General features: G+C 62.9%; 21 protein-coding genes and 1 pseudogene. 11 read left to right on the top strand and 11 right to left on the bottom strand.

The genetic code is table 11. The annotated features are described in order from the left end of the window. A pseudogene (locus tag HGP16_RS24140) lies at positions 1-143 on the top strand (IS5/IS1182 family transposase); the annotation flags it as partial. A 243-nt stretch (positions 144-386) separates the two neighbouring features. Then, positions 387-959: a GNAT family N-acetyltransferase gene (locus HGP16_RS24135; protein WP_168842514.1), complete on the top strand. Its 573-nt coding sequence runs from the start codon at positions 387-389 to the stop codon at positions 957-959. 40 nt (positions 960-999) lie between these two features. Here the strand turns inward: HGP16_RS24135 and HGP16_RS24130 are convergent, their stop codons facing one another. Genes HGP16_RS24130 through HGP16_RS24110 form a run of 5 tightly spaced genes read right to left on the bottom strand, consistent with a single transcriptional unit; the run spans position 1,000 to position 8,284 of the window. Continuing rightward, positions 1,000-1,422 carry a GNAT family N-acetyltransferase gene (locus tag HGP16_RS24130; protein WP_205926627.1) on the bottom strand — a complete coding sequence of 141 codons (423 nt, stop codon included), beginning with the start codon at positions 1,420-1,422 and terminating at the stop codon, positions 1,000-1,002. Between the two features lie 5 nt (positions 1,423-1,427). Continuing rightward, positions 1,428-3,500: a hypothetical protein gene (locus HGP16_RS24125; protein WP_168842512.1), complete on the bottom strand. Its 2,073-nt coding sequence runs from the start codon at positions 3,498-3,500 to the stop codon at positions 1,428-1,430. 1 nt (position 3,501) lies between these two features. Beyond that, the gene (locus tag HGP16_RS24120; RefSeq protein ID WP_168842511.1) at positions 3,502-6,327 is read right to left on the bottom strand and encodes a DUF4159 domain-containing protein; all 2,826 of its coding nucleotides are present in this window, start codon (positions 6,325-6,327) and stop codon (positions 3,502-3,504) included. Next, positions 6,324-7,244, bottom strand: coding sequence for a DUF58 domain-containing protein (locus tag HGP16_RS24115; protein WP_168842510.1), 921 nt, complete (start codon positions 7,242-7,244; stop codon positions 6,324-6,326). Before HGP16_RS24115 ends, HGP16_RS24120 begins: the two co-directional genes overlap by 4 nt. A 26-nt stretch (positions 7,245-7,270) precedes the next feature. Continuing rightward, positions 7,271-8,284 carry an AAA family ATPase gene (locus HGP16_RS24110; protein WP_168842509.1) on the bottom strand — a complete coding sequence of 338 codons (1,014 nt, stop codon included), beginning with the start codon at positions 8,282-8,284 and terminating at the stop codon, positions 7,271-7,273. A 167-nt stretch (positions 8,285-8,451) separates the two neighbouring features. Here HGP16_RS24110 and HGP16_RS24105 point away from each other — a divergent pair, with 167 nt between their 5' ends. The 3 genes from HGP16_RS24105 to HGP16_RS24095 are packed head-to-tail and all read left to right on the top strand — an operon-like array spanning position 8,452 to position 10,960. Further along, a complete protein-coding gene (locus HGP16_RS24105) occupies positions 8,452-9,075 on the top strand; it encodes a DUF1285 domain-containing protein (protein WP_168842508.1) in 624 nt (207 codons plus the stop codon). Then, positions 9,072-9,707 (top strand): CoA pyrophosphatase, encoded by a 636-nt coding sequence (locus HGP16_RS24100; RefSeq protein WP_168842507.1) that lies wholly within the window; start codon positions 9,072-9,074, stop codon positions 9,705-9,707. Before HGP16_RS24105 ends, HGP16_RS24100 begins: the two co-directional genes overlap by 4 nt. Continuing rightward, on the top strand, positions 9,704-10,960 hold the full coding sequence (locus tag HGP16_RS24095; RefSeq protein WP_168842506.1) for a CCA tRNA nucleotidyltransferase: 1,257 nt from the start codon (positions 9,704-9,706) through the stop codon (positions 10,958-10,960). Before HGP16_RS24100 ends, HGP16_RS24095 begins: the two co-directional genes overlap by 4 nt. A gap of 26 nt (positions 10,961-10,986) precedes the next feature. On the opposite strand, the gene HGP16_RS24090 is transcribed toward HGP16_RS24095, so the two are convergent. From HGP16_RS24090 to hemF, 3 genes are all read right to left on the bottom strand, one after another. Further along, on the bottom strand, positions 10,987-11,172 hold the full coding sequence (locus HGP16_RS24090; protein ID WP_149634758.1) for a DUF1059 domain-containing protein: 186 nt from the start codon (positions 11,170-11,172) through the stop codon (positions 10,987-10,989). A gap of 131 nt (positions 11,173-11,303) precedes the next feature. Then, positions 11,304-11,582, bottom strand: a complete 279-nt coding sequence (locus HGP16_RS24085; protein ID WP_168842505.1) for a hypothetical protein — start codon at positions 11,580-11,582, stop codon at positions 11,304-11,306. A 214-nt stretch (positions 11,583-11,796) separates the two neighbouring features. Next, entirely contained in the window at positions 11,797-12,708 is a 912-nt protein-coding gene (gene hemF / locus HGP16_RS24080) for an oxygen-dependent coproporphyrinogen oxidase (protein WP_168842504.1), read from the bottom strand. Between the two features lie 171 nt (positions 12,709-12,879). Between hemF and HGP16_RS24075 the strand changes: the two genes are divergently transcribed. After that, the gene (locus HGP16_RS24075; RefSeq protein ID WP_312862932.1) at positions 12,880-13,140 is read left to right on the top strand and encodes a hypothetical protein; all 261 of its coding nucleotides are present in this window, start codon (positions 12,880-12,882) and stop codon (positions 13,138-13,140) included. A 340-nt stretch (positions 13,141-13,480) separates the two neighbouring features. Here HGP16_RS24075 and HGP16_RS24070 read toward each other — a convergent pair whose 3' ends face one another. Next, a complete protein-coding gene (locus HGP16_RS24070) occupies positions 13,481-13,984 on the bottom strand; it encodes a TetR/AcrR family transcriptional regulator (protein WP_168842502.1) in 504 nt (167 codons plus the stop codon). A gap of 120 nt (positions 13,985-14,104) precedes the next feature. Between HGP16_RS24070 and HGP16_RS24065 the strand changes: the two genes are divergently transcribed. The 5 genes from HGP16_RS24065 to HGP16_RS24045 all read left to right on the top strand — a co-directional run bounded on the left by HGP16_RS24065 (position 14,105) and on the right by HGP16_RS24045 (position 17,880). After that, a complete protein-coding gene (locus HGP16_RS24065; protein ID WP_168842501.1) occupies positions 14,105-14,875 on the top strand; it encodes an SDR family NAD(P)-dependent oxidoreductase in 771 nt (256 codons plus the stop codon). Positions 14,876-14,908: 33 nt separating this feature from the next. After that, the gene (locus HGP16_RS24060; protein WP_168842526.1) at positions 14,909-15,250 is read left to right on the top strand and encodes a carboxymuconolactone decarboxylase family protein; all 342 of its coding nucleotides are present in this window, start codon (positions 14,909-14,911) and stop codon (positions 15,248-15,250) included. A 91-nt stretch (positions 15,251-15,341) separates the two neighbouring features. Next, positions 15,342-16,466, top strand: coding sequence for a flavin monoamine oxidase family protein (locus HGP16_RS24055; protein ID WP_168842500.1), 1,125 nt, complete (start codon positions 15,342-15,344; stop codon positions 16,464-16,466). Then, entirely contained in the window at positions 16,460-17,203 is a 744-nt protein-coding gene (locus HGP16_RS24050; RefSeq protein ID WP_168842499.1) for an SDR family oxidoreductase, read from the top strand. The genes HGP16_RS24055 and HGP16_RS24050 overlap by 7 nt, the downstream gene beginning before the upstream one ends. Before the next feature lie 2 nt (positions 17,204-17,205). Then, positions 17,206-17,880, top strand: coding sequence for a cupin domain-containing protein (locus tag HGP16_RS24045; protein WP_168842498.1), 675 nt, complete (start codon positions 17,206-17,208; stop codon positions 17,878-17,880). A 422-nt stretch (positions 17,881-18,302) separates the two neighbouring features. Here HGP16_RS24045 and HGP16_RS24040 read toward each other — a convergent pair whose 3' ends face one another. Both HGP16_RS24040 and HGP16_RS24035 read right to left on the bottom strand, forming a co-directional pair. Further along, the gene (locus HGP16_RS24040; protein ID WP_168842497.1) at positions 18,303-19,460 is read right to left on the bottom strand and encodes a hypothetical protein; all 1,158 of its coding nucleotides are present in this window, start codon (positions 19,458-19,460) and stop codon (positions 18,303-18,305) included. Between the two features lie 95 nt (positions 19,461-19,555). Further along, on the bottom strand, positions 19,556-20,047 hold the full coding sequence (locus HGP16_RS24035; RefSeq protein WP_168842496.1) for a tRNA (cytidine(34)-2'-O)-methyltransferase: 492 nt from the start codon (positions 20,045-20,047) through the stop codon (positions 19,556-19,558). Positions 20,048-20,179 lie beyond the last annotated feature (132 nt).

Raw genomic sequence — 20,179 nt, 5'->3', positions numbered from 1 at the left:
ATCTCTACGCCCAGCGCCACCTGATCGAGTGCTGCTTCTCCAGACTCAAGCAGTTCCGCAGGGTCGCTACGCGCTTCGAAAAAACCGCCGAAAACTACCTCGCAGTCGTCACTATCGCAGCAATCGTTCTATGGATCAGATAACTGTCCACACTTCCTAGGGCTTACGCGCAGGGAGCGAGGATGCCGACACGATCTCGCATCAATAAACGGCATCATGCATTTTGCATTGGACGCGCCGAATATTTCCTGCTATCCGGCTTTCCACACTCTAAGGACCCCTTGTCATGAAAGTCACCAGAAGCCTGCGACGACGCCGATGATCCCGAACGCTCCACGAGCGCCTTCGAGAACAATATCGTCCGTCTATCTGGTTTCACTGGTCTAATGTACAAGCACGATCTGGTCTACCTCACTGAGGATGCGTCGCACGACGCTGTCATCGAACTCATCAACGAAGAAGCATTCGGTCCCGGCCGGTTTACGCGGGCTGCCGCACGCATTCGCGAACAGGGGCCGCATGACCGGTCGCTGTCGTTCATTTGCGCCGACGATGGCGAGACGATCGCCTCGGTGCGGATGACGGCGGTACTAGCCGGATCGGTCAAGGGCCATCTGCTCGGCCCGCTCGCCGTACGCCCCTCCCACAAGAACAAGGGCATTGGCCGCGAACTCGTGCGCATCGCCGTCGAGGCCGCCAAACGCCAGGGCTCGGAAGCCGTCATCCTCGTCGGCGATCCGCCTTACTATGGCCCGCTCGGTTTCGAGAAGGTCGCCTATAACACGCTGACTTTCCCCGGTCCCGTCGATCCGAACCGGGTGCTGGTCGTGCCCATCGCCGCCGATACGCATGCGCGGCTGCAAGGCTCGATCGCGTGGCGCGACGATTCGGTTCCGGCCGTTACGACGGAAGAAGAGGACGAGGAAGACGACATGCAATTGACTGCGATCGCCGTTTAAGTCTTTGCGTTGAAAACGAAAACTATCGTCCCGCTGTTCTTCAGCGGGGCGATAGTTTCTTCTGCAGGAAGAAGCGGCTTCTGCCAGCGGGGAAATCCGGCAATTCACCGAAGACCGCATAGCCTTGCCGTTGGTAGGCGCGCAGTGCCTGCGGATTGAACGTATCGATCCACGCTCCGAAGCAGCCGCGCGCGCTCGCTTCAGCTTCGGCCGCATCCAGCAGCTTTCCCGCCATGCCCTGGCCGCGCAGGCTTTCCGGCACGAAGAGCCATCCCGTGAACAACCATCCCCAGGCGGTGTAGCCGGAAATCCCGCCGATGGTTTTGCCGGTCTCATCGCGAATCAGAGCCGCAAGGGGACGACGTTCGGAGGGGCCGACATCGGCGGCATTGAAGGCCGTCAATCCCTCGCTGATGACCGCGAGTTCGCTTTCGCTGGGGGTATCGGTCACATCAATGTTCATCACGGTCACCGTCCTTCGCGCCACCATGTGGCGGAGAAGGCAAAGAGGAGGGCGGCAAGACCGGCAAAGCCCGCAAACAAGGGCAGGGTATTGATACCCTTTAGCACGGTTTCGTCGGTCATGCGGATGGTCAGCCGCTGGTTGTCGGCGACGCGAACGGTGCCGCGCACCGGCAGGACCTGCGGTACCGTCACGCTGCCATTGGCGCCGGCGACCCGGGTGACAAGCCCCTTGGTCTTTTGCGCCAGCGGCTGCAGCGTCTCGGTGGTCGAGATCATCGCCTTGAATTCCGGGGCATCGATGGCACCGATATGAACGAGCGTCGACAGATTGCCATTGGCGATCTGATAGAGCCCGATCTCATCCATATGTTTTTCGGCCTGATAGAGACCGGGTTGCGTCCGCTTCAGCGGCAGGGTCTCGCTCTTGCCGGATGGTGATTTGATCGTGGCGGGGCCAGGATCGTCGCCGATGGTCTGGCGCGTCACCTGCAGCGTGCGGCCGGCGGCGTTCGCCGTCAGTGCTTCTTCCTCCAGCGCCGGCTCCTTCAGCAGCCAGTGGGCAATGCGGCGATAGAGCGACACGTGCGGGCCGCCGCCTTCGAAGCCGCGCGCCCAGAGCCAGCCTTCGTCGGAAAGCAGCATGGCGACACGGCCCTGACTGACGCGGTTCAGCACCAGCAAGGGACTGTTATTCGCGCCGACCATCACGGTCTGCCCCTGCGGCCGTTCGACATCGACGCTGCGGAACCAGCGGCCCCAATGCGGCGGCTCGGTATCGGATCCATCCAGGCCGCGTGTCACGGGATGTTTCCGGCCCTGATCCGACAGACGCGGATAGAAGGCCTTCTCGATCATCTGGCCCGTCGGCTCGGCCGGCAGCACGGAGGCAAGCGGCGTCAGCGCGATCGAACTGCCGCCGGCATGTTCCGGACCGGCGGCCACGAGGAGGGCGCCGCCGTTTTCGACATATTGCGCCATGTAATCATAATAGATCGTCGGCAGGACGTTCTGACGGTCCTGGTAGCGATCGAAAATGATCAGATCGAAAGAATTGATCTTGTCGACAAAAAGCTCGCGCGTCGGGAAGGCGATCAGCGACAATTCGTTGATCGGCGTGCCGTCCTGCTTGTCCGGCGGACGCAGGATGGTGAAGTGCACGAGATCGACCGAGGCGTCCGATTTCAGAAGGTTGCGCCAGGCACGCTCGCCGGCATGCGGCTCGCCCGAGACGAGCAGAACGCGCATGTTCTGGCGGATGCCTTCGATCAGCTGGACGGTGCGATTGTTGATGGCCGTGACCTCGCCGGGCACCTCGGCGACGGCGAATTCGAGGACATTGTTGCCGGCGCGGGGCACCTTGAAGCTGAAGGGCGTGTCCTGGCCGGGCGTTGCCTGCAGCGTGGCGATTTCGTCGCCGTTCATCTTGACCGTGACTGCTGCCGTGACGCCTGGGCTCTTGCCATCGTCAACGACACGAAAGACGAGCTGTTGCTCGTCATTGACGATACCGAACCGAGGCGCGCGCACGATTTCGATGCGGCGATCGAATTCGTCCGGCTTGCCTGTGATCAGCCCGTGGATGGGTGCGTCGAAGCCGAGTTGCTGGTTGACGCCGGGAATATCGTGGATCTGGCCGTCGGTCAGGAAGATGGCGCCGCCGATGCGGGCGGGCGGCACGTCCGCGATCGCCGAGGAGAGTGCCGAGAAAAGCCGCGTCGACGGCGATTCTGCTTCCGCCGGATCGCGCACCTCGACGATGCGTGGTTCCATGCGAGGGAATTGCGCCAGCCGGTCCTTGAGCATAGCCAGGGCGTCATCGGTCATCTTGGAGCGTTCCGGCGTCTGCTGGCTGAGACTGCGGTCGACCACGATGGGGACGATGGTCGTCAGTTGCTCGCGATCCTCCTGCATCAGCACGGGATTGGCGAGCGCGGCCAAGAGAGCGATGCCCGCCAGAGCACGGATCCAGCCGCCGCGCAGGCGCCTGAAGATCGCAAGCGCCGCGATGGCGAGCGTCAGCACTGCCAGAGCGGCCAGGATGGGCCAGGGGAGGAATGGGGCAAAACCGATATTCATATTATTGCCCCAAGCGCTGCAGGATGTCCGGAACGTGGACCTGATCGGATTTATAGTTCCCGGTAAGCATGTACATCATGATGTTGACGCCGGTGCGGTAGGCGTATTCGCGTTGAGTTTCGTCCGGCGGCACGGTCGGCAGCAGCGGCGAACCGTTTTCATCGACGGCCCAAGCGCCGGCAAGATCGTTGCCCGTTATGATGATCGGCGTCACGCCGTCTGAGGTTGCGACCGCATTTGCGTCGCGGCGCATATCCTGCCGCGCTTCCACCCAGAGCGGACTATCGGCATAGCGGCCGGGGAAGCTTGACAGCAAATAGAAGGATTTGGTCAGCACATGCCCGGCAGGCACCGGCTCCAAGGGCGGAATATCGAGATTGGCGAGGATCTGCTGCAACCGCTGGCCGTTCGGGCTGGGTGTCGAGGTATCGCCCATCGTGTCGATGGCGTCACGGGTATCGAACAGCACTGTGCCGCCGTTGCGCATATAGGCATCGATGCGGTTGATGGCGTCGTTGGATGGCATCGGTGCGGTCGCTGAAACCGGCCAGTAGATAAGGGGATAAAAGGCCAGTTCGTCCTTGGTCAGGTCCAACCCGACCGGAGGACTGGGCTCGAGCGTCGTGCGATAGGTGAGGTAGTCGGAGAGGCCGGCAAGCCCGCGCTCCGAGATATGATCGACTTCCGTCTCGCCCGTCACGACATAAGCAAGATGCGTCTTGTCCAGCCGCGAAAAAATGGTGTCGTCGCCGGGTTTTGCATCGTCGGCCAATGCGATTGCCGGATGCAGGAAGATGGCAAGCGAGGCCGCCAGCAGCAGCATCGCCGCACCTCCAGCGATCGTCTTTGCCGATCTGCCGAGGCGTGTGAAGGCGCCATTCATGAACAATACGATGATGCTGTCGGCGAGAAGAACGAGGAAGGCGAGCGTGAAGAGGATCGGCTTTGCCGACCAGGCTTCTCCCCCGATAAGGCCTTCCCGCGCGACCGAGCCGGCCGCCGATGCATCCAGCGGTTTCAGTTGCGTGCCGCTGGGCAGCGTGTTCAGTGCGACAAAGCCTTCTTCGGAGCCGTAGAGGCCGGGCGGATTGTCGAAACTTGCGATCGACGCTCCCTTGCTGTTCGGCTCCAGCGGGCGGGCGCTGCCGATTTCGCTGGTCAACACGCCCTTTGCGGTCAGAAGCCGGTAAGGCGACATAGCTTCGCTCTCCTTGGCTGCGGCCCCTTCCGCCGGGGTGACGCCGCCGGCATGGGACAGCTGCACGATCCGGCGCAGCATTTCGACGAAATCGCCTGAGATCGGCAGGTCGGACCATTGCGGTTCGGCGCTGACGTGGAAGAGAACGATGCGGCCGGCCTGCATCTGCTTTTCGGTCACCAGCGGCGTGCCATCGGCAAGGCTTGCCCAGGTGCGCTCGGCGAGATCCGGCGTCGGCTCGGCCAGAACCTGCCGCTTGATCAGGACGTTCTTGGGTTTCGGCATGCCGGCAAAGGGGCCGAAGGACGGGAAATCGGCAAGCGGCTGCGGCTCGGCCCAGGAAAGGGCGCCGCCGAATGTGCGCTCCCCCAGCCGCAGTGTCACGGGAACGAGGGGATCATCTGCGGGTGCCGCGGCAAGGCGCGGGCCGGCAAAGCGGACGAGCGTGCCGCCATTCTGGATCCACTTCTGCAGCGGCGCATAGGTTTCCTGCGGCAGGCGGCCGACATCGGCCATGATGATGACCGAGGGATTGCCGGCAAGCAATTCCGGGATCGATTTTGCCAGGTCGGCGCTATTGGGCTGAGTCAGGTCGGCGTAGGGCTGGAGGGCGCGCTGAATATAGTAGAGCGGTGACAGGATCGGCTGGAATTCGTCGGCAGCCTGGCCGGAGAGAAGCGCCACGCGCCGGCGCCGGAAACCGTCGTCCAGAAGATAGACACTGCCCGCGCTCGCCTGCCGATCGAGGCTTATGCGGGCGAAATCATTGCGCATCTCGAAAGGAGCGGCAATGGAGCCGGTGGCGACGGTCTGGCTGCCGGCGAAATCAAGCGAACCGGCAGCGATCGGCCGTCCCTGGTTGTCCTGCGCGGTCAGCCCAAGGCGCATCGGGCCGGTGCCGTTCAGCCGCGTTGCGGTGACGGTCATGTTGTTGGCGGTATTGGTCGCGCCGGTGATTGCGATGATGTTTTGACCATCGCCTTCGATCAGCCGCAGCTCGCTTGGCTGCAGCGCGGCGAGCCGGCTGACGATGTCGTCCTTGTCCCTGCTCTCGACGCCATCGGAAATGAAGGCGATCGTGCCGGGCTTGCTGCCGTTGAGCGCGGCCTTCACGGCATTCGCAGTACGCTCGCGATCCGGCACCAGCGGCCGCGGGTTCATCGCATGCAGCTTGTCGCGCGCCGATGTCGCAGCACCCGGTGTCGCATCGTTGCCTTGCTCGGCGGTGAAGGCGATCGAGACGGGAATGCTCTTGGCATCGGCATCGTCGATCAGCGCATCGGCCGTCCGGACACGGCGCTCCCAATCCGAGACGCTCGCCCAGCTATTGTCGATCATCAATACCAGCGGGCCGCCGCTCGAGAGCGTATTGGTGCGCGGATTGAACATCGGGTTGGCGATCGCAAGGATGACGAGGGCGGCCAGCAGCATGCGCAGCAGCGTCAGCCACCAAGGGCTGCGCGCCGGCGTTTCCTCGCGCTTGAGGATGCTCGCCAGAATACGCAGCGGCGGGAAGACTTCGGTTCGCGGTTGCGGCGGCGTCAGGCGCAGCAGCCACCAGATCGCCGGGAGCAGGATAAGGGCTGCGAGGATGGCGGGAGAGGCGAATGCGAAGGAGAGACCGGTCATGGCTGCCCTCCCGGGGCTGCCTTTGCGGGCATGCCGGAAAGATACATATGCACGGGGACCAGCGCTTCCGAAGCCAGCCGGTCGGTGCAATGGCTGACGAAGGTCCAACCAAGATGGCGCAGCGACTGGCCGAGATTTTCGCGGCGGGCGAGATAGGCGCGTCGATAGTCGTCGCGCAGGTTTTCCGCGCGGCCGGCAATCAGCTTCGAACCTGTTTCGGGATCGCTAAACTCGGTGCGTCCGCTATAGGGAAAGAGCTCTTCGGCCGGATCGGCCACCTCGATCACGTGACCGCGCAAGCCCCGGCGCGCCAGCGGCCCGATCCTGCCCATGACGCTATCGGCATCATCGAGAAAATCGCCGATCAGCACGATATCGCTCCAACCGCGGATCATCGCCGTCTGCGGCAGGCCACCTTCGAGCGGCGTGTGCATCAGGGCTGCCGCCAGCCGTTCGGCGGCATTGCGGGTCGACACCGGCTCCATGATGCCGGGGCAGCCGATGCGTTCGCCGGAGCGGGAGAGAATCTCCGCCAGCGCCAGCATCAGGACGAGCGCGCGGCTCTCCTTGGAGGCGTGCCCATAGGTCGATTTATACATCATCGACGGCGACAGATCGGCCCAGAGCCAGATCGTGTGCGCGGCTTCCCATTCATGATCGCGGATATAGGTATGATCGTCGCGGGCCGAGCGCCGCCAGTCGATGCGCGACAGGCTTTCGCCTTCAGTATAGGGGCGGAATTGCCAGAAATTCTCGCCGATGCCGCGCTTGCGCCGGCCGTGCCATCCCGCGATCACGGTATTGGCGATGCGCTTGGCTTCGACAAGGCAGTCCGGCACGAGTGCGGCGCGACTACGGGCTCGGGAGAGGGCATCGTTGCCTGAGGTCGGTCTGACGATCTGTCCGATGGATGCCACGCGCTATACTCTCCTCGACATCCGGCTCATGGTCTCGACTGTTTTACCAGTCCTGCGATGACATCGCGCACGGACATGCCTTCGGCGCGGGCCGCGAAGGTCAGCGCCATGCGATGTTCCAGCACCGGCTCGGCCAGCGCATGCACGTCGTCGATCGACGGCGCGAGCCGGCCTTCATAAAGCGCGCGGGCGCGGGCGCACAACATCATGGCCTGGCCGGCGCGGGGGCCGGGGCCCCAGGCGACATGCTTGTCCGTCGAGGCATTGCCCTGGCCCGGACGGGCGGAACGCACCAGCGACAGGATAGCATCGACCACGCCTTCACCGACCGGCATCTGCCGGATCAGCTGCTGGATTTCCAGCAGGCGCTCGGCATCGATAACCGCCTGCGGCGTCGCTTCGCTGAGACCGGTGGTTTCCAGCAGGATGCGGCGCTCGTCGGCGAGCTCGGGATAATCGACATCGACCTGCAGCAGGAAGCGGTCGAGCTGGGCTTCTGGCAGCGGATAGGTGCCTTCCTGTTCAAGCGGGTTCTGCGTTGCGAGAACGTGGAAGGGAGCGGGCAGGTCATAACGCTGGCCGGCGATGGTGACGTGGTATTCCTGCATGGACTGCAGCAGGGCCGACTGCGTGCGCGGCGAGGCGCGGTTGATTTCGTCGGCCATCAGCAATTGCGCGAAGACCGGACCCTTGACGAAGCGGAAGGAGCGGCGGCCGCTCTCGTCCTGGTCCATCACTTCGGAGCCGAGGATATCCGACGGCATTAGGTCCGGCGTGAACTGCACGCGGTTGGAGGCAAGGCCAAGGACCGCGCCGAGCGTGGTCACGAGCTTGGTCTTTGCAAGGCCGGGCACGCCGACCAGCAGTGCGTGACCGCCGGCGAGCACTGCCAGAAGCGTGTTCTCCACGACGCTTTCCTGGCCGAAAATGACCTTCGACACCTCCTGGCGGACGGCGGCAATATCGCCAAGCGCCTTTTCGGCTGAAGCGATGATGGCCTGCTCGTCGAGGCTCGTTTCGGTCGATTTGATCATGCCCATTTGCGTCTCCAATGGCAGAAAAACGGTGCGCGTGATTCGCAGACGTTACACATTTGCCTCATAATCAATACAACTTATCGCCACCGAGACGGCTGACAAGCACGTTTCAAATGACTATCTCGTGAGAACTGTCATATTCGTGACTAACGACCAACCGGGACAGAAGAATGGCAACCGAGGAAATCAAGGCAACGGGCGATGCAGCGAGCCTCGCGGCGCTGATTTCGCGCGCCGCCGGCGATAGCGGCGGCCGCAAGAAGGGTCTGCCGCCCGTCGAACGCTGGGATCCGCCCTTTTGCGGCGATATCGACATGGAAATCAGGGCCGACGGCACCTGGTTCTATCTAGGCACGCCGATCGGCCGCGCGCCGCTGGTGCGGCTGTTTTCCACCGTCCTGCGTAAGGATGCCGACGAAAAGACTTATCTTGTGACCCCTGTGGAAAAGGTCGGCATTCGCGTCGTCGATGCACCGTTCGTCGCCGTCGAGATGAGCGTGACGGAGCGCGACGGCAAGCGCGTGCTGACATTCCGCACGAATGTCGGCGATGTCGTCGAGGCGGGCAGGGACCATCCGATCCGCTTCGTCATCCGCGGTGAGAACGACGAGCTGAAGCCCTACCTGCATGTCCGGGGGCGCCTGGAGGCTCTGGTGACGCGCGCCGTCATGTACGATCTCGTCGAGCTCGGCGAACCCGTTGAAATCGCCGGGCGCGAGATGTTCTGCGTGCGCTCCGGGGGCACGATCTTCCCCGTCATGCCGGTCGCCGAACTGGATGCACTGACTCGATGAGTGAATTCCCTCTTTATTCCGCGGATGAATTCCGGCGTCGCGCCCTCAATCAGAGCGGCGGTCCGATCGACCTCGCCTGGCGCGATCACGGCGATCATCTCCTCAATCCGGAGACGATAGCGCAGGTCGCGGACCTGAAGCTGAAGGATGCCGCTGTACTTATACCGGTCGTCGACAGCGGCGACGATGCCAAGGTCATCTTCACGCTGAGGACATCCACCCTGCGCAAGCATTCCGGCCAGATCGCCTTTCCGGGCGGCGCTATCGATCCGGAAGACGCCTCGCCGGAAATGGCTGCCATGCGCGAGGCGGGCGAGGAGATCGGATTGGCCGATATCTTCATCGAGCCTGTCGGGCGGCTGCCGCATTATCTGGCCGCGACCGGTTTTCGCATTACGCCCATTCTGGCCGTCGTGAAGCCGGGCTTCGATCTGGCTCTCAATCCGACAGAGGTGGAGGATGCCTTCGAGGTGCCGCTCTCCTTCCTCATGGATCCCAGCCACCATGTCACAGACACGATGCTCTTGCAGGGGAGCGAACGCCATTTCTACCGCATGCCTTACGGTCAGCGCATGATATGGGGCATTACCGCGGGTATCGTCCGCACGCTTTATGAAAGGCTCTATACATGACGTCCGTTGCCCATGAGGCCTGGTTTCGCGATGAGGCGCTGCAGCGGGTGCTGGCACTGCTCGATGCCGATGGCGGCGAGGGCCGCGTCGTCGGCGGGGCTGTGCGCAACAGCCTCATGGGATTGCCGGTCGCCGATATCGACATAGCGACCACTCTCTTGCCGGAAGCTGTCGTCGAAAGAGCCGAGGAGGCGGGAATCAAGGCGGTGCCGACGGGCATCGCGCATGGCACCGTGACCTTGGTCATCGACGGAAAACCGTTCGAAATCACTACCTTGCGGCGCGACGTTGAAACGGACGGGCGCCGCGCCCGCGTTGCCTTCAGTCAGGATTGGCAGGCGGACGCCGAGCGGCGCGACCTGACCATCAACGCGCTCTATGCGTCCGCGGATGGCAAGGTCGTGGATCTCGTCGGCGGGTTGGCCGATCTGGAGCGCCGCAACATTCGCTTCATCGGCGATGCGGCGACGCGGATCGCTGAAGATCATTTGCGCATCCTGCGGTTTTTCCGCTTCTTCGCTTACTACGGCAGCGGTCGTCCGGATGCGGACGGGTTGCGCGCCTGCGCGGCTGCACGGTCAAAAATTGCCACGCTCTCCGCCGAGCGCGTCTGGTCGGAAATGAAGAAGCTGCTGGCGGCTCAGGATCCGGGCAGAGCGCTGCTCTGGATGCGCCAGATCGGCATATTGACCGAAGTGCTGCCGGAAACCGAAAAATGGGGTATCGACGCCATTCCGGGGCTTGTCGCTACCGAGCAGGCGCTTGACTGGCCGGCGGAGCCCCTGCTGCGGCTTGCCGCAATCGTGCCGCCGGATGCCGCAAGACTTGCCAAGCTGGCGGAGCGGTTGCGTCTTTCAAAAGCCGAAGGCGCCTATCTGCAGGCATGGGCGAACGCGCCCGTCGTCAAGGACGATATCTCGGAAGCGGCCTTCGACCGACTGCTTTATAGCCATGACCCATCGGGCGTCGCGGTTCGCCTGAAGCTGGCGCTGGTGACTGCCCGGAGCAAGGCGGAAAGCGATTTCGAGGAGATGGGACGTGCCGCGCGGCTGGGCAAATTGCTCGAGCGAGCGGCGAAATGGAAAAAGCCCGCATTCCCGCTCAGCGGTTCGGATGCGCTGGCCGCGGGCGTCGCCGCGGGGCCGCGCATCGGCGAACTTCTTGGCAAGCTCGAGCAGGAATGGCTCGACGGAAACTTCAAGATGAACCGGGCGAGCCTTCTCGCCCGACTGAAGGAATTGGCCGCAGCGTGATATCGGGGCCTCTTACTGCCCTCTAATCAGGCCGCGTTGGCCTCGTCGCGAATGCGTGCCTTGATATTGTCGACCATGTTTTCCCGGATGATTGTTTCGCCATGTGCTTCGCGCATGTGCTCGACGGCGCGGCGAACCACTTCGGCATCGTCCTTGGCGCGGGTATGCCAGGAGCAGCCGGGCACGAGCGTACCACATTCGAACAGTCGCATATCTTCCTCCTCAACTTTCAATAGTCCCACATCCCTCCATACCGAAGGGCGTGAGGGCTAAACGCGGGGGATGGAAAAAGGTTTCTGCCGTCCGGCAATCCACCCGCTTGCCGGCGGCGGTTTTCCGGATTTCAATCCGGCATTGCCCAGGATTTGAAGCAGTCCGACGACTGATACTTCGTAACCGGCGTCTGTCTTGCCCAACGATCGGCCGCGAGGCGGGCGATATCGTTCGGGGATTTACCTGCCAACTGCATCCTCACCTGTTCGATGAAACAGGATAGTGGCAGGTCGGACCCGCTGCGGATCCGCATATCTTCGGCCAGCCGGATGACGAATTCCGGACTATCGACCGTGCGTGAAAATTTCTGCTCCTTCGAAGCTTCGGTGACTTGTTTCTCTGCCGCCATTACAACCTCCTCCGATTGAAACGAGCATTAGATCACTTAGGCACTCCTCCCGCCGATTTCAGGGCATTGTCCGATCAACTCGCGTCGGACATCCAAAGCGTGTCGCGATCCTTCCGGGGCGCCCGTTGCGCTCCGCATCGCTCGCTTTTCGCATGCCGTTATCGCAAAACGCCGCCACCCTTGCGCGACATGCATTAGGGCCAACGCACCACCATTAAGGCCAACGCACGACCGGCGGCAGAGACGATAGGATCGACTCCACGTTGCCGCCCGTCTTTAGCCCGAATATTGTACCCCTATCGTAGAGCAAATTGAACTCCACATAGCGCCCGCGGCGAATTAATTGCTCGTCGCGGTCCTCTTCCGTCCATGTTTCGTTGAAATTGGAGCGGACGATGCGCGGGTAGACCATCGTGAAGGCGCGGCCGACATCGCGCGTGAAGGCAAAATCGGCATTCCAGCCACCGGCTTCCTCCGAAGAACGCAGCCAGTCGAAGAAGATACCGCCGATGCCGCGCGGCTCGTTGCGGTGCTTCAGGAAGAAATATTCGTCGCACCAGCTCTTGTAGTGCTGGTAGTCCGCGACGGCGTGGCGGTCGCAGACGATCTGCATGGCACGATGGAAGAGCGCGCTGTCTGCGTCTTCCTGGGTGCGCCGGCGATCGAGCACCGGCGTCAGGTCGGCACCGCCGCCGAACCACTGGCTCGTCGTCACCACCATGCGGGTATTCATGTGCACGGTCGGCACATTCGGATTGACAGGATGGGCAATCAGCGACAGTCCGGAGGCCCAGAAGCGGGGATCTTCCTCCGCGCCCGGAATCTGGCTGCGAAAATCGGGAGAGAATTCGCCGTGGACCGTCGACGTATGGACGCCGACCTTTTCAAAGACGCGGCCTTCCATCATCGACATGCGGCCGCCGCCCCCCTGACCCTTGTCTCTTTGCCAGTCCTTGGCCACGAAGCGGCCCGGTTCTTGGTCGGAAAGGGGGCCGGTCAGCTCGGTTTCCAGCCGCTCGAATTCCGCGCAGATCGAGTCGCGCAGTCCTTCGAACCAATGTCGCGCTGCCTCTTTCTTTTCTTCAATATCCTCGGGTAATCCCTTGGGAAGATTGGGTCGTTCCATGCATGCTCTCCGACGGTGCGAGCAGCCGGCGGCCCGCGATTCGCGCTGTATGTATCGTGATTTGGAATATCAGCAAGATTGCGGCGCAGCCAGTGCAGCAACGTCACAGGAGAATCGACTCGCAAATTTCACAATGCGGTATTATGTTCCCTCTCTCAAAGGCGAGGTTTTATCATGAGGATACCTGGACCGCCGCCCCTGGATGGGTTGAGACGCAGAATATTCCGTTACCGGCAGGAACACCCGGCCGGTAGAAAGAGCGAATTCGTTCGCGAGACCTTTTGTCTCAGTCGCCCCGAAGCGCGTGAAAAGGCGCGCGAGTGGTTCGACGAATTTCCGAAAGCTGCTTATTGGACCGAAGTCGAAAGCTGGCGTCAGGTCGACGGCGATCGCATCGAGTTCACCATGCGGCGCTTGCCGTCGGCGGACTGACGCGAACGACACCACCGACTGCAGTGACGGCGAAAAGGCTGGGGCGGCCCCGTCCCTTTGCGGCCAGCTTGCGATGTGTTGCCAGCTCAATGCGGCTTGGGTGATTGTGGACCATCGGTGTCCTCAAAAAACACCATATTAATCAGATACTTATGTCGAGGCACGGTAGGAGTGGAGCCGCTAATTGGGGCATGTAACACGCATCGTCCAAGGGAAATTCCGGTGCGGTCCCCTCAATCCCGCGAGCGCACGGACTTACACGCTGACGCATGACTTCTGTAGTCCATTGGCGGAAGACGCAAGCTATATCGGGTCGTTTCTCGATTGAAGTGCGGCCTGCTCAGTCGAGATGCGCCGTAGCGCGATCAAAGAGAACCGGATTGCCCTGTGCGCTTGCCATCAGGATTGCGCCTTCAAGCGTTGCCAGTACCTGGGTCGCGCGTTCCTCGGTCAACCCACCGGCGACCAGGCTGGCGATGCCCGCCTCAAAGAACTGCCGGACCTCGTGCACGACGTCCGGCGTGAGGTCGCTGACGGTGGCCCCGAGCGAGCCGCACAGGCACATCTTCGCGCCCTCGCCGAGCGCACCGCGGAATACCGCCTTCCACGCCTGAACCACATCCTGTCCGCTCTCGACGGCAGCAGAGGCGGCTTCGACGACACGAGCGTTGTACCGGCGTGCCACGGCGGCCGCGAGCGCGCTTTTGGTTGGGAAATGATAGTAGACGCTCGCGCTCTTCACCCCGACGTCGGCTGCGACCTCGCGGAAGCTGAAGCCACTATAGCCGGCCTGCCTGATACGACGCTCGGTCGCGTCCATGATGGCTTCCACAGTATCGGTCACGTCTCGAATCCGTTCTGAACAATTTACCTACCTGGTGACAGATAGGGGTTGCAATCACGCTTGGCAAGGCGTAGATGAGCGTCATCGCAATCTACCTGTCGACAGGTAAGGAGAAAGAGCATGACGAGATTTGAAGGCAAAGTCGTCGCGATCACTGGTGGCGGCTCCGGTATCGGCAAGGAAACGGCGGCCCGGTTCGTCGCCGAGGGCGCCAAAGTGGTGATCAACGGCCGCGACCCGGCAAAGCTGGAAGCTGCCGCACGCGAAATCGACCTCAGCGGTCAGAACATTGCAGTTTCTGCTGGTGACATCGCTGATCCGGCAACCGGCGCGGCGCTCGTGGACGTGACGGTGTCGAAGTTCGGTAAGCTCGACATCCTCGTCAACAACGCCGGCGTCTTCAATCCGAAGCCGTTCCTCGATCTGACCGAGAAAGACTACGACTGGTATCTCGACACGATCCTGAAGGGGAAGTTCTTCACCGCGCAGGCGGCGGCCAAGGCGATGAAGGATAGGGGCGGCGTGATCGTCCAGACCGGCTCGATGTGGGCGATCCAGGCGATCGGCGCGACACCCTCGGCGGCCTATTCGGCTGCGAACGGGGGCGTCCACGCGATGGTGCGCAACCTCGCCATCGAACTTGCGCCGTACAACATCCGTATCAACGCGGTGGCACCGGCCGTCGTCGAGACCCCGGTCTACAACACCTTCCTGTCCGACGATCAGGTGAAGGAGGTGCTTCCCACCTTCGATGCCTTCCATCCGCTCGGCCGCAATGGTCAGCCGCGCGACGTCGCCGAAGCGATCCTGTTCCTCGCCTCCGATCAGGCGTCCTGGATCACCGGCACCGTCCTTCCCGTCGATGGCGGCGTCACCGCCGGGCGTCAATGACCCTCACATCAGGAGAATAAAGTCATGAGCCACATGCAGGATTGGAACGCTTACCGCGACACGCTTCTCGGCCGCGTTGGCGACTTCGCCAAGCTGAGCCCCGACGTTCTGCGCGGCCTTCACACGATCGAGGGCAGCGCGGTGAAGACCGGCAAGCTCGAGCCGAAGATGCATGAGCTGATTGCCCTGGCGGTCGCCGTGACAACCCGCTGCGACGGCTGCATCGCAGTCCACGCCAAGAAGGCTGTGGAACTGGGTGCGTCTCGCGAGGAGATCGCCGAAGCGCTCGGCGTCGCCATTTCGCTCAATGCGGGTGCCGCGCTCACCTACACCGCGCGCGTCTTCGACACGATCGACGCGCTGCCCCAGGCCTGATCTCTATACCGGGTGCAGGTTTCCTGCACCCGGTGCACTGCGAACCGGGGGCGGTTGTTCCCGTCCTTATTTTCTCAAGAAGGCGCTTTTCATGTGTACCGCTGTCGCAATCGTCGGAGGCGGCCTCGCCGGCCTTTATGCCGCGTGGCGGCTGCAGGCTTCTGGCATCGACTTCCAATTGCTGGAAGCGCGCCGCCGGTTGGGCGGGCGCATCTTGTCGGTCGGTGCGGGCGGCGAGCCGTCCGCAGACGGCTTCGATCTCGGGCCTTCGTGGTTCTGGCCCGGCATGCATCCGCTGATGGCGGAGGTCATCAGCGAACTCGGGCTCCGCCACTTCGCCCAGCACAGCGACGGTGATGTCGTCGTAGAGCGGATGCGGCAGGAAGCTCCGCAACGGTTCAACGCGATGCGCCAGGAGCCGCAATCAATGCGGCTCGACGGCGGCACCGGTGCCATCGTCACGGCGCTCGCCAACGCGCTCCCTCCGGAGCGGCTGCGCACCGGCATCCGCGTCACGCGGATCGTCCTCGGTGAGGAGGGGGTCGACCTGACGCTCGCGGCGCCGGATGGAAGCACCGAGATGCTCGCGGCCACGCAGGTCATCCTTGCGCTGCCGCCCCGGCTGCTCATCGCCAGCATCGCCTTCGCGCCGGCGCTCGCACCCGAAACCATGATGCGCTGGCGGAACACGACGACATGGATGGCGCCGCACGCCAAGTTCTTCGCGCTGTACGACCGCCCTTTCTGGCGCGAGGCCGGCCTTTCGGGCACCGCGCAAAGCGGCGTCGGTCCGCTCGTCGAGATCCATGATGCGACCACCGCTTCGGGCTCTGCCGCGCTGTTCGGTTTCGTCGGCATTCCCGCCGATCAACGCGCCGAGATCGGAGAGGAGAGGTTGGCGCAGGCCTGCGCCGCGCAGCTCGCCCGTCTCTTCGGGCCGCAGGCCGCGCAGCCCCGCGCCACGCTGTTCAAGGATTGGGCCGCCGATCCGTTGACCGCGACTGTCGACGACCGCCATGGCGGCGCTCATCCTTCCCCCAATCCCGGACCCTGGATCACAGGGCCATGGGCGAAGCGTATCTCGCTCGGCGGCAGCGAGACCAGCGCGACGAACCCTGGCTATCTCGTCGGCGCCCTGGATGCCGCCCGGCGTGCAGCAAGCGAAACAATGACCAGACTCAGTTCAACCAAGCTCAAGGAGACAGTGAAATGCTGAACGGAAAAACCGCACTCGTTACCGGTGGCAGCAGCGGCATCGGCCTCGCCACGGCGAAGCGGTTGCGCGCTGTCGGCGCTCGGGTGGCGATCACCGGCACCGATCCGGAAAAATTGGAAGTCGCCCGCCAGGAGATCGGCGGCGACACGCTGGCGATCCGCGCTGAGGTACGCTCGGTGACCGATCTTAAGGCGATGGCCGAGGTTCTCGGCAAGGAATTCGGCAAGCTCGACATCCTGTTCGCCAACGCCGGCGTCGCTTATGGCACGCCAATCGCCACGACCGATGAGGAGAGCTTCGACCGGCTGATGGACATCAACGTCAAGGGCGTGTTCTTCACTGTCCAGTCGGTACTGCCGATCCTGTCCGACGGTGGCTCGATCATCCTCAACACTTCCTGGCTCGGCCAGGTCGGCGCACCCGGCCGCGCGGCTTTGTCGGCGTCGAAGGCCGCCGTGCGGTCCTTCACCCGAGTGCTGGCGGCCGAGCTCACTGACCGGAAAATCCGTGTCAATGCCGTCAGCCCTGGGCCGATCGAGACGCCGATCCATCGCACGCCGGGCCAGACCGAGGAGGAGTTCCGGGTCTACGCCGATAAGGTCGGCTCAAAGGTGCCGGCCGGCCGGATGGGCAAGCCCGAGGAGATCGCGGCCGCGGTGGCTTTCCTGGCGAGCGAGGCATCAAGCTACATGCTGGGTGCCGAGATCGCCGTCGATGGTGGCCTGGGGGAGCTCTGACGATGCTGTTGAACGACGATCTCGGTGTGCGGACGGTGGTCCATGCGGCCAAGCTGGACTGGGTCCCCAGCCCGACCAGGGGCGTCGATCGGCGCATGCTGTTCCGCGTCGGCGAGGAAAAGGCCCGCGCGACCTCCATCGTGCGCTACGCGCCGCAGAGTCGCTTCCCTCATCACAGCCATCCCGGCGGTGAGGAGTTCCTCGTCCTCGAAGGTATCTTCCAGGACGAGACCGGCGATTTTCCAGCCGGGTCCTATATCCGCAACCCGCCGGGAACCGGACACGCGCCGGGGTCCGAGGATGGCTGCACCATCTTCGTCAAGCTGTGGCAGTTCCGGCAGGACGATCAGGCGCGCGTCGTCCGGCGGCCAGGGGAAGGCGAGAAGGGTGAACCTTTCCCTGGAGTCACTGCCTCGGCGATCCTCTTCAATGACGGTCACGAACAGGTCCGCATCGAGGAGTGGGCGCCGGGCGCTGCGCTTCGGCTGGACAACCCCGACGGGCTCGAAATTCTTGTCCTCTCGGGCGCCTTTTCCGACGAGCAGGACGGGTTCGAAGGCCAATCCTGGCTGCGCCTGCCGGCACGTGCTCCCTTGAATGCGACGGTCGGTCCGGCCGGGGCCAGGGTCTGGCTCAAGGTCGGTCCGCTGCTCCATGACGATGTCGTGCAATTTTAGATCGAAGTTTGCTGATGGCCGCGCGCAAGCTGCGGTTTGCGATCGTTCAAACGGCGACTTAATCAAACTTGCGATGCGTTCCTCGCTCGTCTTCTAGCACACACCGCTCAGTGGGCAGTGGCGCACGTCCGCAAGGGGCCGGGGAACTGTCGACACTTGCAGAAGGCAGAGATCTCCCGCATCTGCGAGCGAGGGAAGCTGGCCTTGTGCCTCCGCGTTTTGTCATCCGTCGGCCAGCAGTTGCCAAGCCGGAATGCGTTTGTAAGCCTCTCGGTTCAGAGGAGATTTAAATCGAAGCGTGTTCATCGTGTTTCACAATGGCCGTCGGCGGACTGACGCGAACGACACCACCGACTGCAGTGACGGCGAAGAGGCTGGGGCCGCCCCATCCCCTTGCGGCCAGCTTGCAATGTGTTGCCAGTTCAATGCGGTTTGGGTGATGGTGCATCATCCGACGGGCTGGATGCGAGCGGCTGAGCGTTTGGCATAGGGCCTGCTGAGAAAGCTTTCTTGACCTTCTCGATCGTGGCCGTGTTGCCGCCGCCCGGAGCCGAAGGCGAGGGTGGCCTTGTCTCCGGCATTGCCGGCGGTTCGGCCACGGTACCGAGCTTTGCAGCTTGGTGTTCCCCGGCCTTCTGATCTTCGGCGATGGGAGATGCCGCAAGAATTTCCATCAGCGTGATGGTCACCGGCAGGTGGCCGCTCAAATCGGTGTTCGTGTGATGCCATGCGTGTGCAACGCGCTGATCGGCGTGGATGAACCGGCGGGAGTTGATTTCACCGAACCAGTCCCATTCACCCATGACATCGACGACATCGGTGAATGCCGGCGGCATCGCAATGCGCGCGCCGATCGTCACGATCTTGGTATGTTGCGCCAGTTCGGCGACCCGCCCTTCGTCCTGCTTTGAGAGGTTATGCAGGGCGGCGGAAAGGACGAGATTGCCTTTGGAGTGGCCCGCCAGCAGGCGGAAGGAGAGGCGGGGATCGGCAAGAAGCGCCTGCACGGTTCGGGTGTCGAGACTGGTGTGGGCAGCTGCCGCCTCAGCCTGCATTCCCATTTTGGGGCGGCCGGCAAGGTCGTCCAGGCTTTCGAGAAACGGCCGCAGGCCCCTCAGATGAGCGAAGAAAAACAATCCGCCGAAGGCTTCGGTGATGACATCGGCGATACCGTAGCCCGAGACCACGACCGCGACCGGCGCGTCGATCGCGTCCGCCACGTTGCGGGCGAAAGCGGCGGCTCCGAGTGCCGAACCGCCAATACCGGCGACTGCGAGCGCCCGAGCATCGGTGCCGCCGCGCAGGACGAATTCATCGATGGTTTCGCAGAGGATAAGCGCGCCAAGACCGCTGGGCGGAACGATCATGATCGCGCCTTCGGCGGCGAGCGAGTCACTGATGTAGAAGGCTTCCTCCGGCGTGATGACCGTGACGTCGTAGAACAGCGCATCGAGAGCCAGGTTCCGCTGGCGAAGGCCTTCAAGCGCAAGGTTGCGCAAAGGGGAACGCTGGAGCCGCTCGGGGAGGCTCAATGTGCGTGCGAACTGCGTCAGGGAAAGCGTGAATGCCGTCTGGAACATGGGGTCACCTCGCCAAGGCTGCCTGAGTTAGAGCATTCCAAGGCGAAGCTTCTCACACTTTATCCGACGTGCCAACGCCTATTCGGGTGCGACATTCAGGCTCCGTGCGGCCCCGGTGCGGCGAGTGGTAGCCATTGCGTTTGCCGCAAGGCTTCGCCCGATATCATCGCTGCCGACATCGCGACATTGATGGAGCGTTGGCCCTCGACCATGGGGATCAGGACGCGGCCATCGGTTTTCTCGTGCACATGCTCCGGCACCCCGGCGCTTTCGCGGCCGAAGAGAAGAATGTCGTCGTCGCGGTAGGCGAAATCGGTATAGCGCTGCGCCGCCTTCGTCGAGGCCAGCACCAGCCGCCGTCCGCTTTCCCGCCTCCATGCCTCGAACCGGTCCCAGTTGACATGCCTGGTCAGGCTGACGGCGGCAAGGTAGTCCATGCCGGCGCGCCTCAGATTGCGATCCGATATGTCGAAGCCAGCCGGCTCGATAATGTCGACACAAAGGCCGAGACAGGCGGCAAGCCGCAGGATCGTGCCGGTATTGCCGGGAATGTCGGGTTGATAGAGGGCGATGCGGAGCTTGGTCATGCGCTGCAACTAGCGAAAACATCCGAATTTGTCTCCGCTTTTCGCCGATCCCTCGCTTTTTGTGATGTCTCCCATCAGCACAATTGAAGTTTTCAGCCCATTTTTCAGGCATACTCCACTTTTCAAAAAGAG

The organism is Rhizobium sp. P40RR-XXII, from assembly GCF_012641405.1.
GTDB lineage: Bacteria > Pseudomonadota > Alphaproteobacteria > Rhizobiales > Rhizobiaceae > Rhizobium.
The sequence above is the reverse complement of the archived record's forward strand: the minus strand, read 5'-3'. Positions and strand labels throughout refer to the sequence as shown.

What these genes read in the sequence shown, in the direction of transcription:
- HGP16_RS24135 (WP_168842514.1), top strand. Translation starts at nt 387, where the DNA reads ATGTACAAGCACGATCTGGTCTACCTCACTGAGGATGCGTCGCACGAC.
- HGP16_RS24130 (WP_205926627.1), bottom strand. Translation starts at nt 1,422, where the DNA reads ATGAACATTGATGTGACCGATACCCCCAGCGAAAGCGAACTCGCGGTC.
- HGP16_RS24125 (WP_168842512.1), bottom strand. Translation starts at nt 3,500, where the DNA reads ATGAATATCGGTTTTGCCCCATTCCTCCCCTGGCCCATCCTGGCCGCT.
- HGP16_RS24120 (WP_168842511.1), bottom strand. Translation starts at nt 6,327, where the DNA reads ATGACCGGTCTCTCCTTCGCATTCGCCTCTCCCGCCATCCTCGCAGCC.
- HGP16_RS24110 (WP_168842509.1), bottom strand. Translation starts at nt 8,284, where the DNA reads ATGGGCATGATCAAATCGACCGAAACGAGCCTCGACGAGCAGGCCATC.
- HGP16_RS24105 (WP_168842508.1), top strand. Translation starts at nt 8,452, where the DNA reads ATGGCAACCGAGGAAATCAAGGCAACGGGCGATGCAGCGAGCCTCGCG.
- HGP16_RS24100 (WP_168842507.1), top strand. Translation starts at nt 9,072, where the DNA reads ATGAGTGAATTCCCTCTTTATTCCGCGGATGAATTCCGGCGTCGCGCC.
- HGP16_RS24095 (WP_168842506.1), top strand. Translation starts at nt 9,704, where the DNA reads ATGACGTCCGTTGCCCATGAGGCCTGGTTTCGCGATGAGGCGCTGCAG.
- HGP16_RS24090 (WP_149634758.1), bottom strand. Translation starts at nt 11,172, where the DNA reads ATGCGACTGTTCGAATGTGGTACGCTCGTGCCCGGCTGCTCCTGGCAT.
- HGP16_RS24085 (WP_168842505.1), bottom strand. Translation starts at nt 11,582, where the DNA reads ATGGCGGCAGAGAAACAAGTCACCGAAGCTTCGAAGGAGCAGAAATTT.
- hemF (WP_168842504.1), bottom strand. Translation starts at nt 12,708, where the DNA reads ATGGAACGACCCAATCTTCCCAAGGGATTACCCGAGGATATTGAAGAA.
- HGP16_RS24065 (WP_168842501.1), top strand. Translation starts at nt 14,105, where the DNA reads ATGACGAGATTTGAAGGCAAAGTCGTCGCGATCACTGGTGGCGGCTCC.
- HGP16_RS24060 (WP_168842526.1), top strand. Translation starts at nt 14,909, where the DNA reads ATGCAGGATTGGAACGCTTACCGCGACACGCTTCTCGGCCGCGTTGGC.
- HGP16_RS24055 (WP_168842500.1), top strand. Translation starts at nt 15,342, where the DNA reads ATGTGTACCGCTGTCGCAATCGTCGGAGGCGGCCTCGCCGGCCTTTAT.
- HGP16_RS24050 (WP_168842499.1), top strand. Translation starts at nt 16,460, where the DNA reads ATGCTGAACGGAAAAACCGCACTCGTTACCGGTGGCAGCAGCGGCATC.
- HGP16_RS24045 (WP_168842498.1), top strand. Translation starts at nt 17,206, where the DNA reads ATGCTGTTGAACGACGATCTCGGTGTGCGGACGGTGGTCCATGCGGCC.
- HGP16_RS24040 (WP_168842497.1), bottom strand. Translation starts at nt 19,460, where the DNA reads ATGTTCCAGACGGCATTCACGCTTTCCCTGACGCAGTTCGCACGCACA.
- HGP16_RS24035 (WP_168842496.1), bottom strand. Translation starts at nt 20,047, where the DNA reads ATGACCAAGCTCCGCATCGCCCTCTATCAACCCGACATTCCCGGCAAT.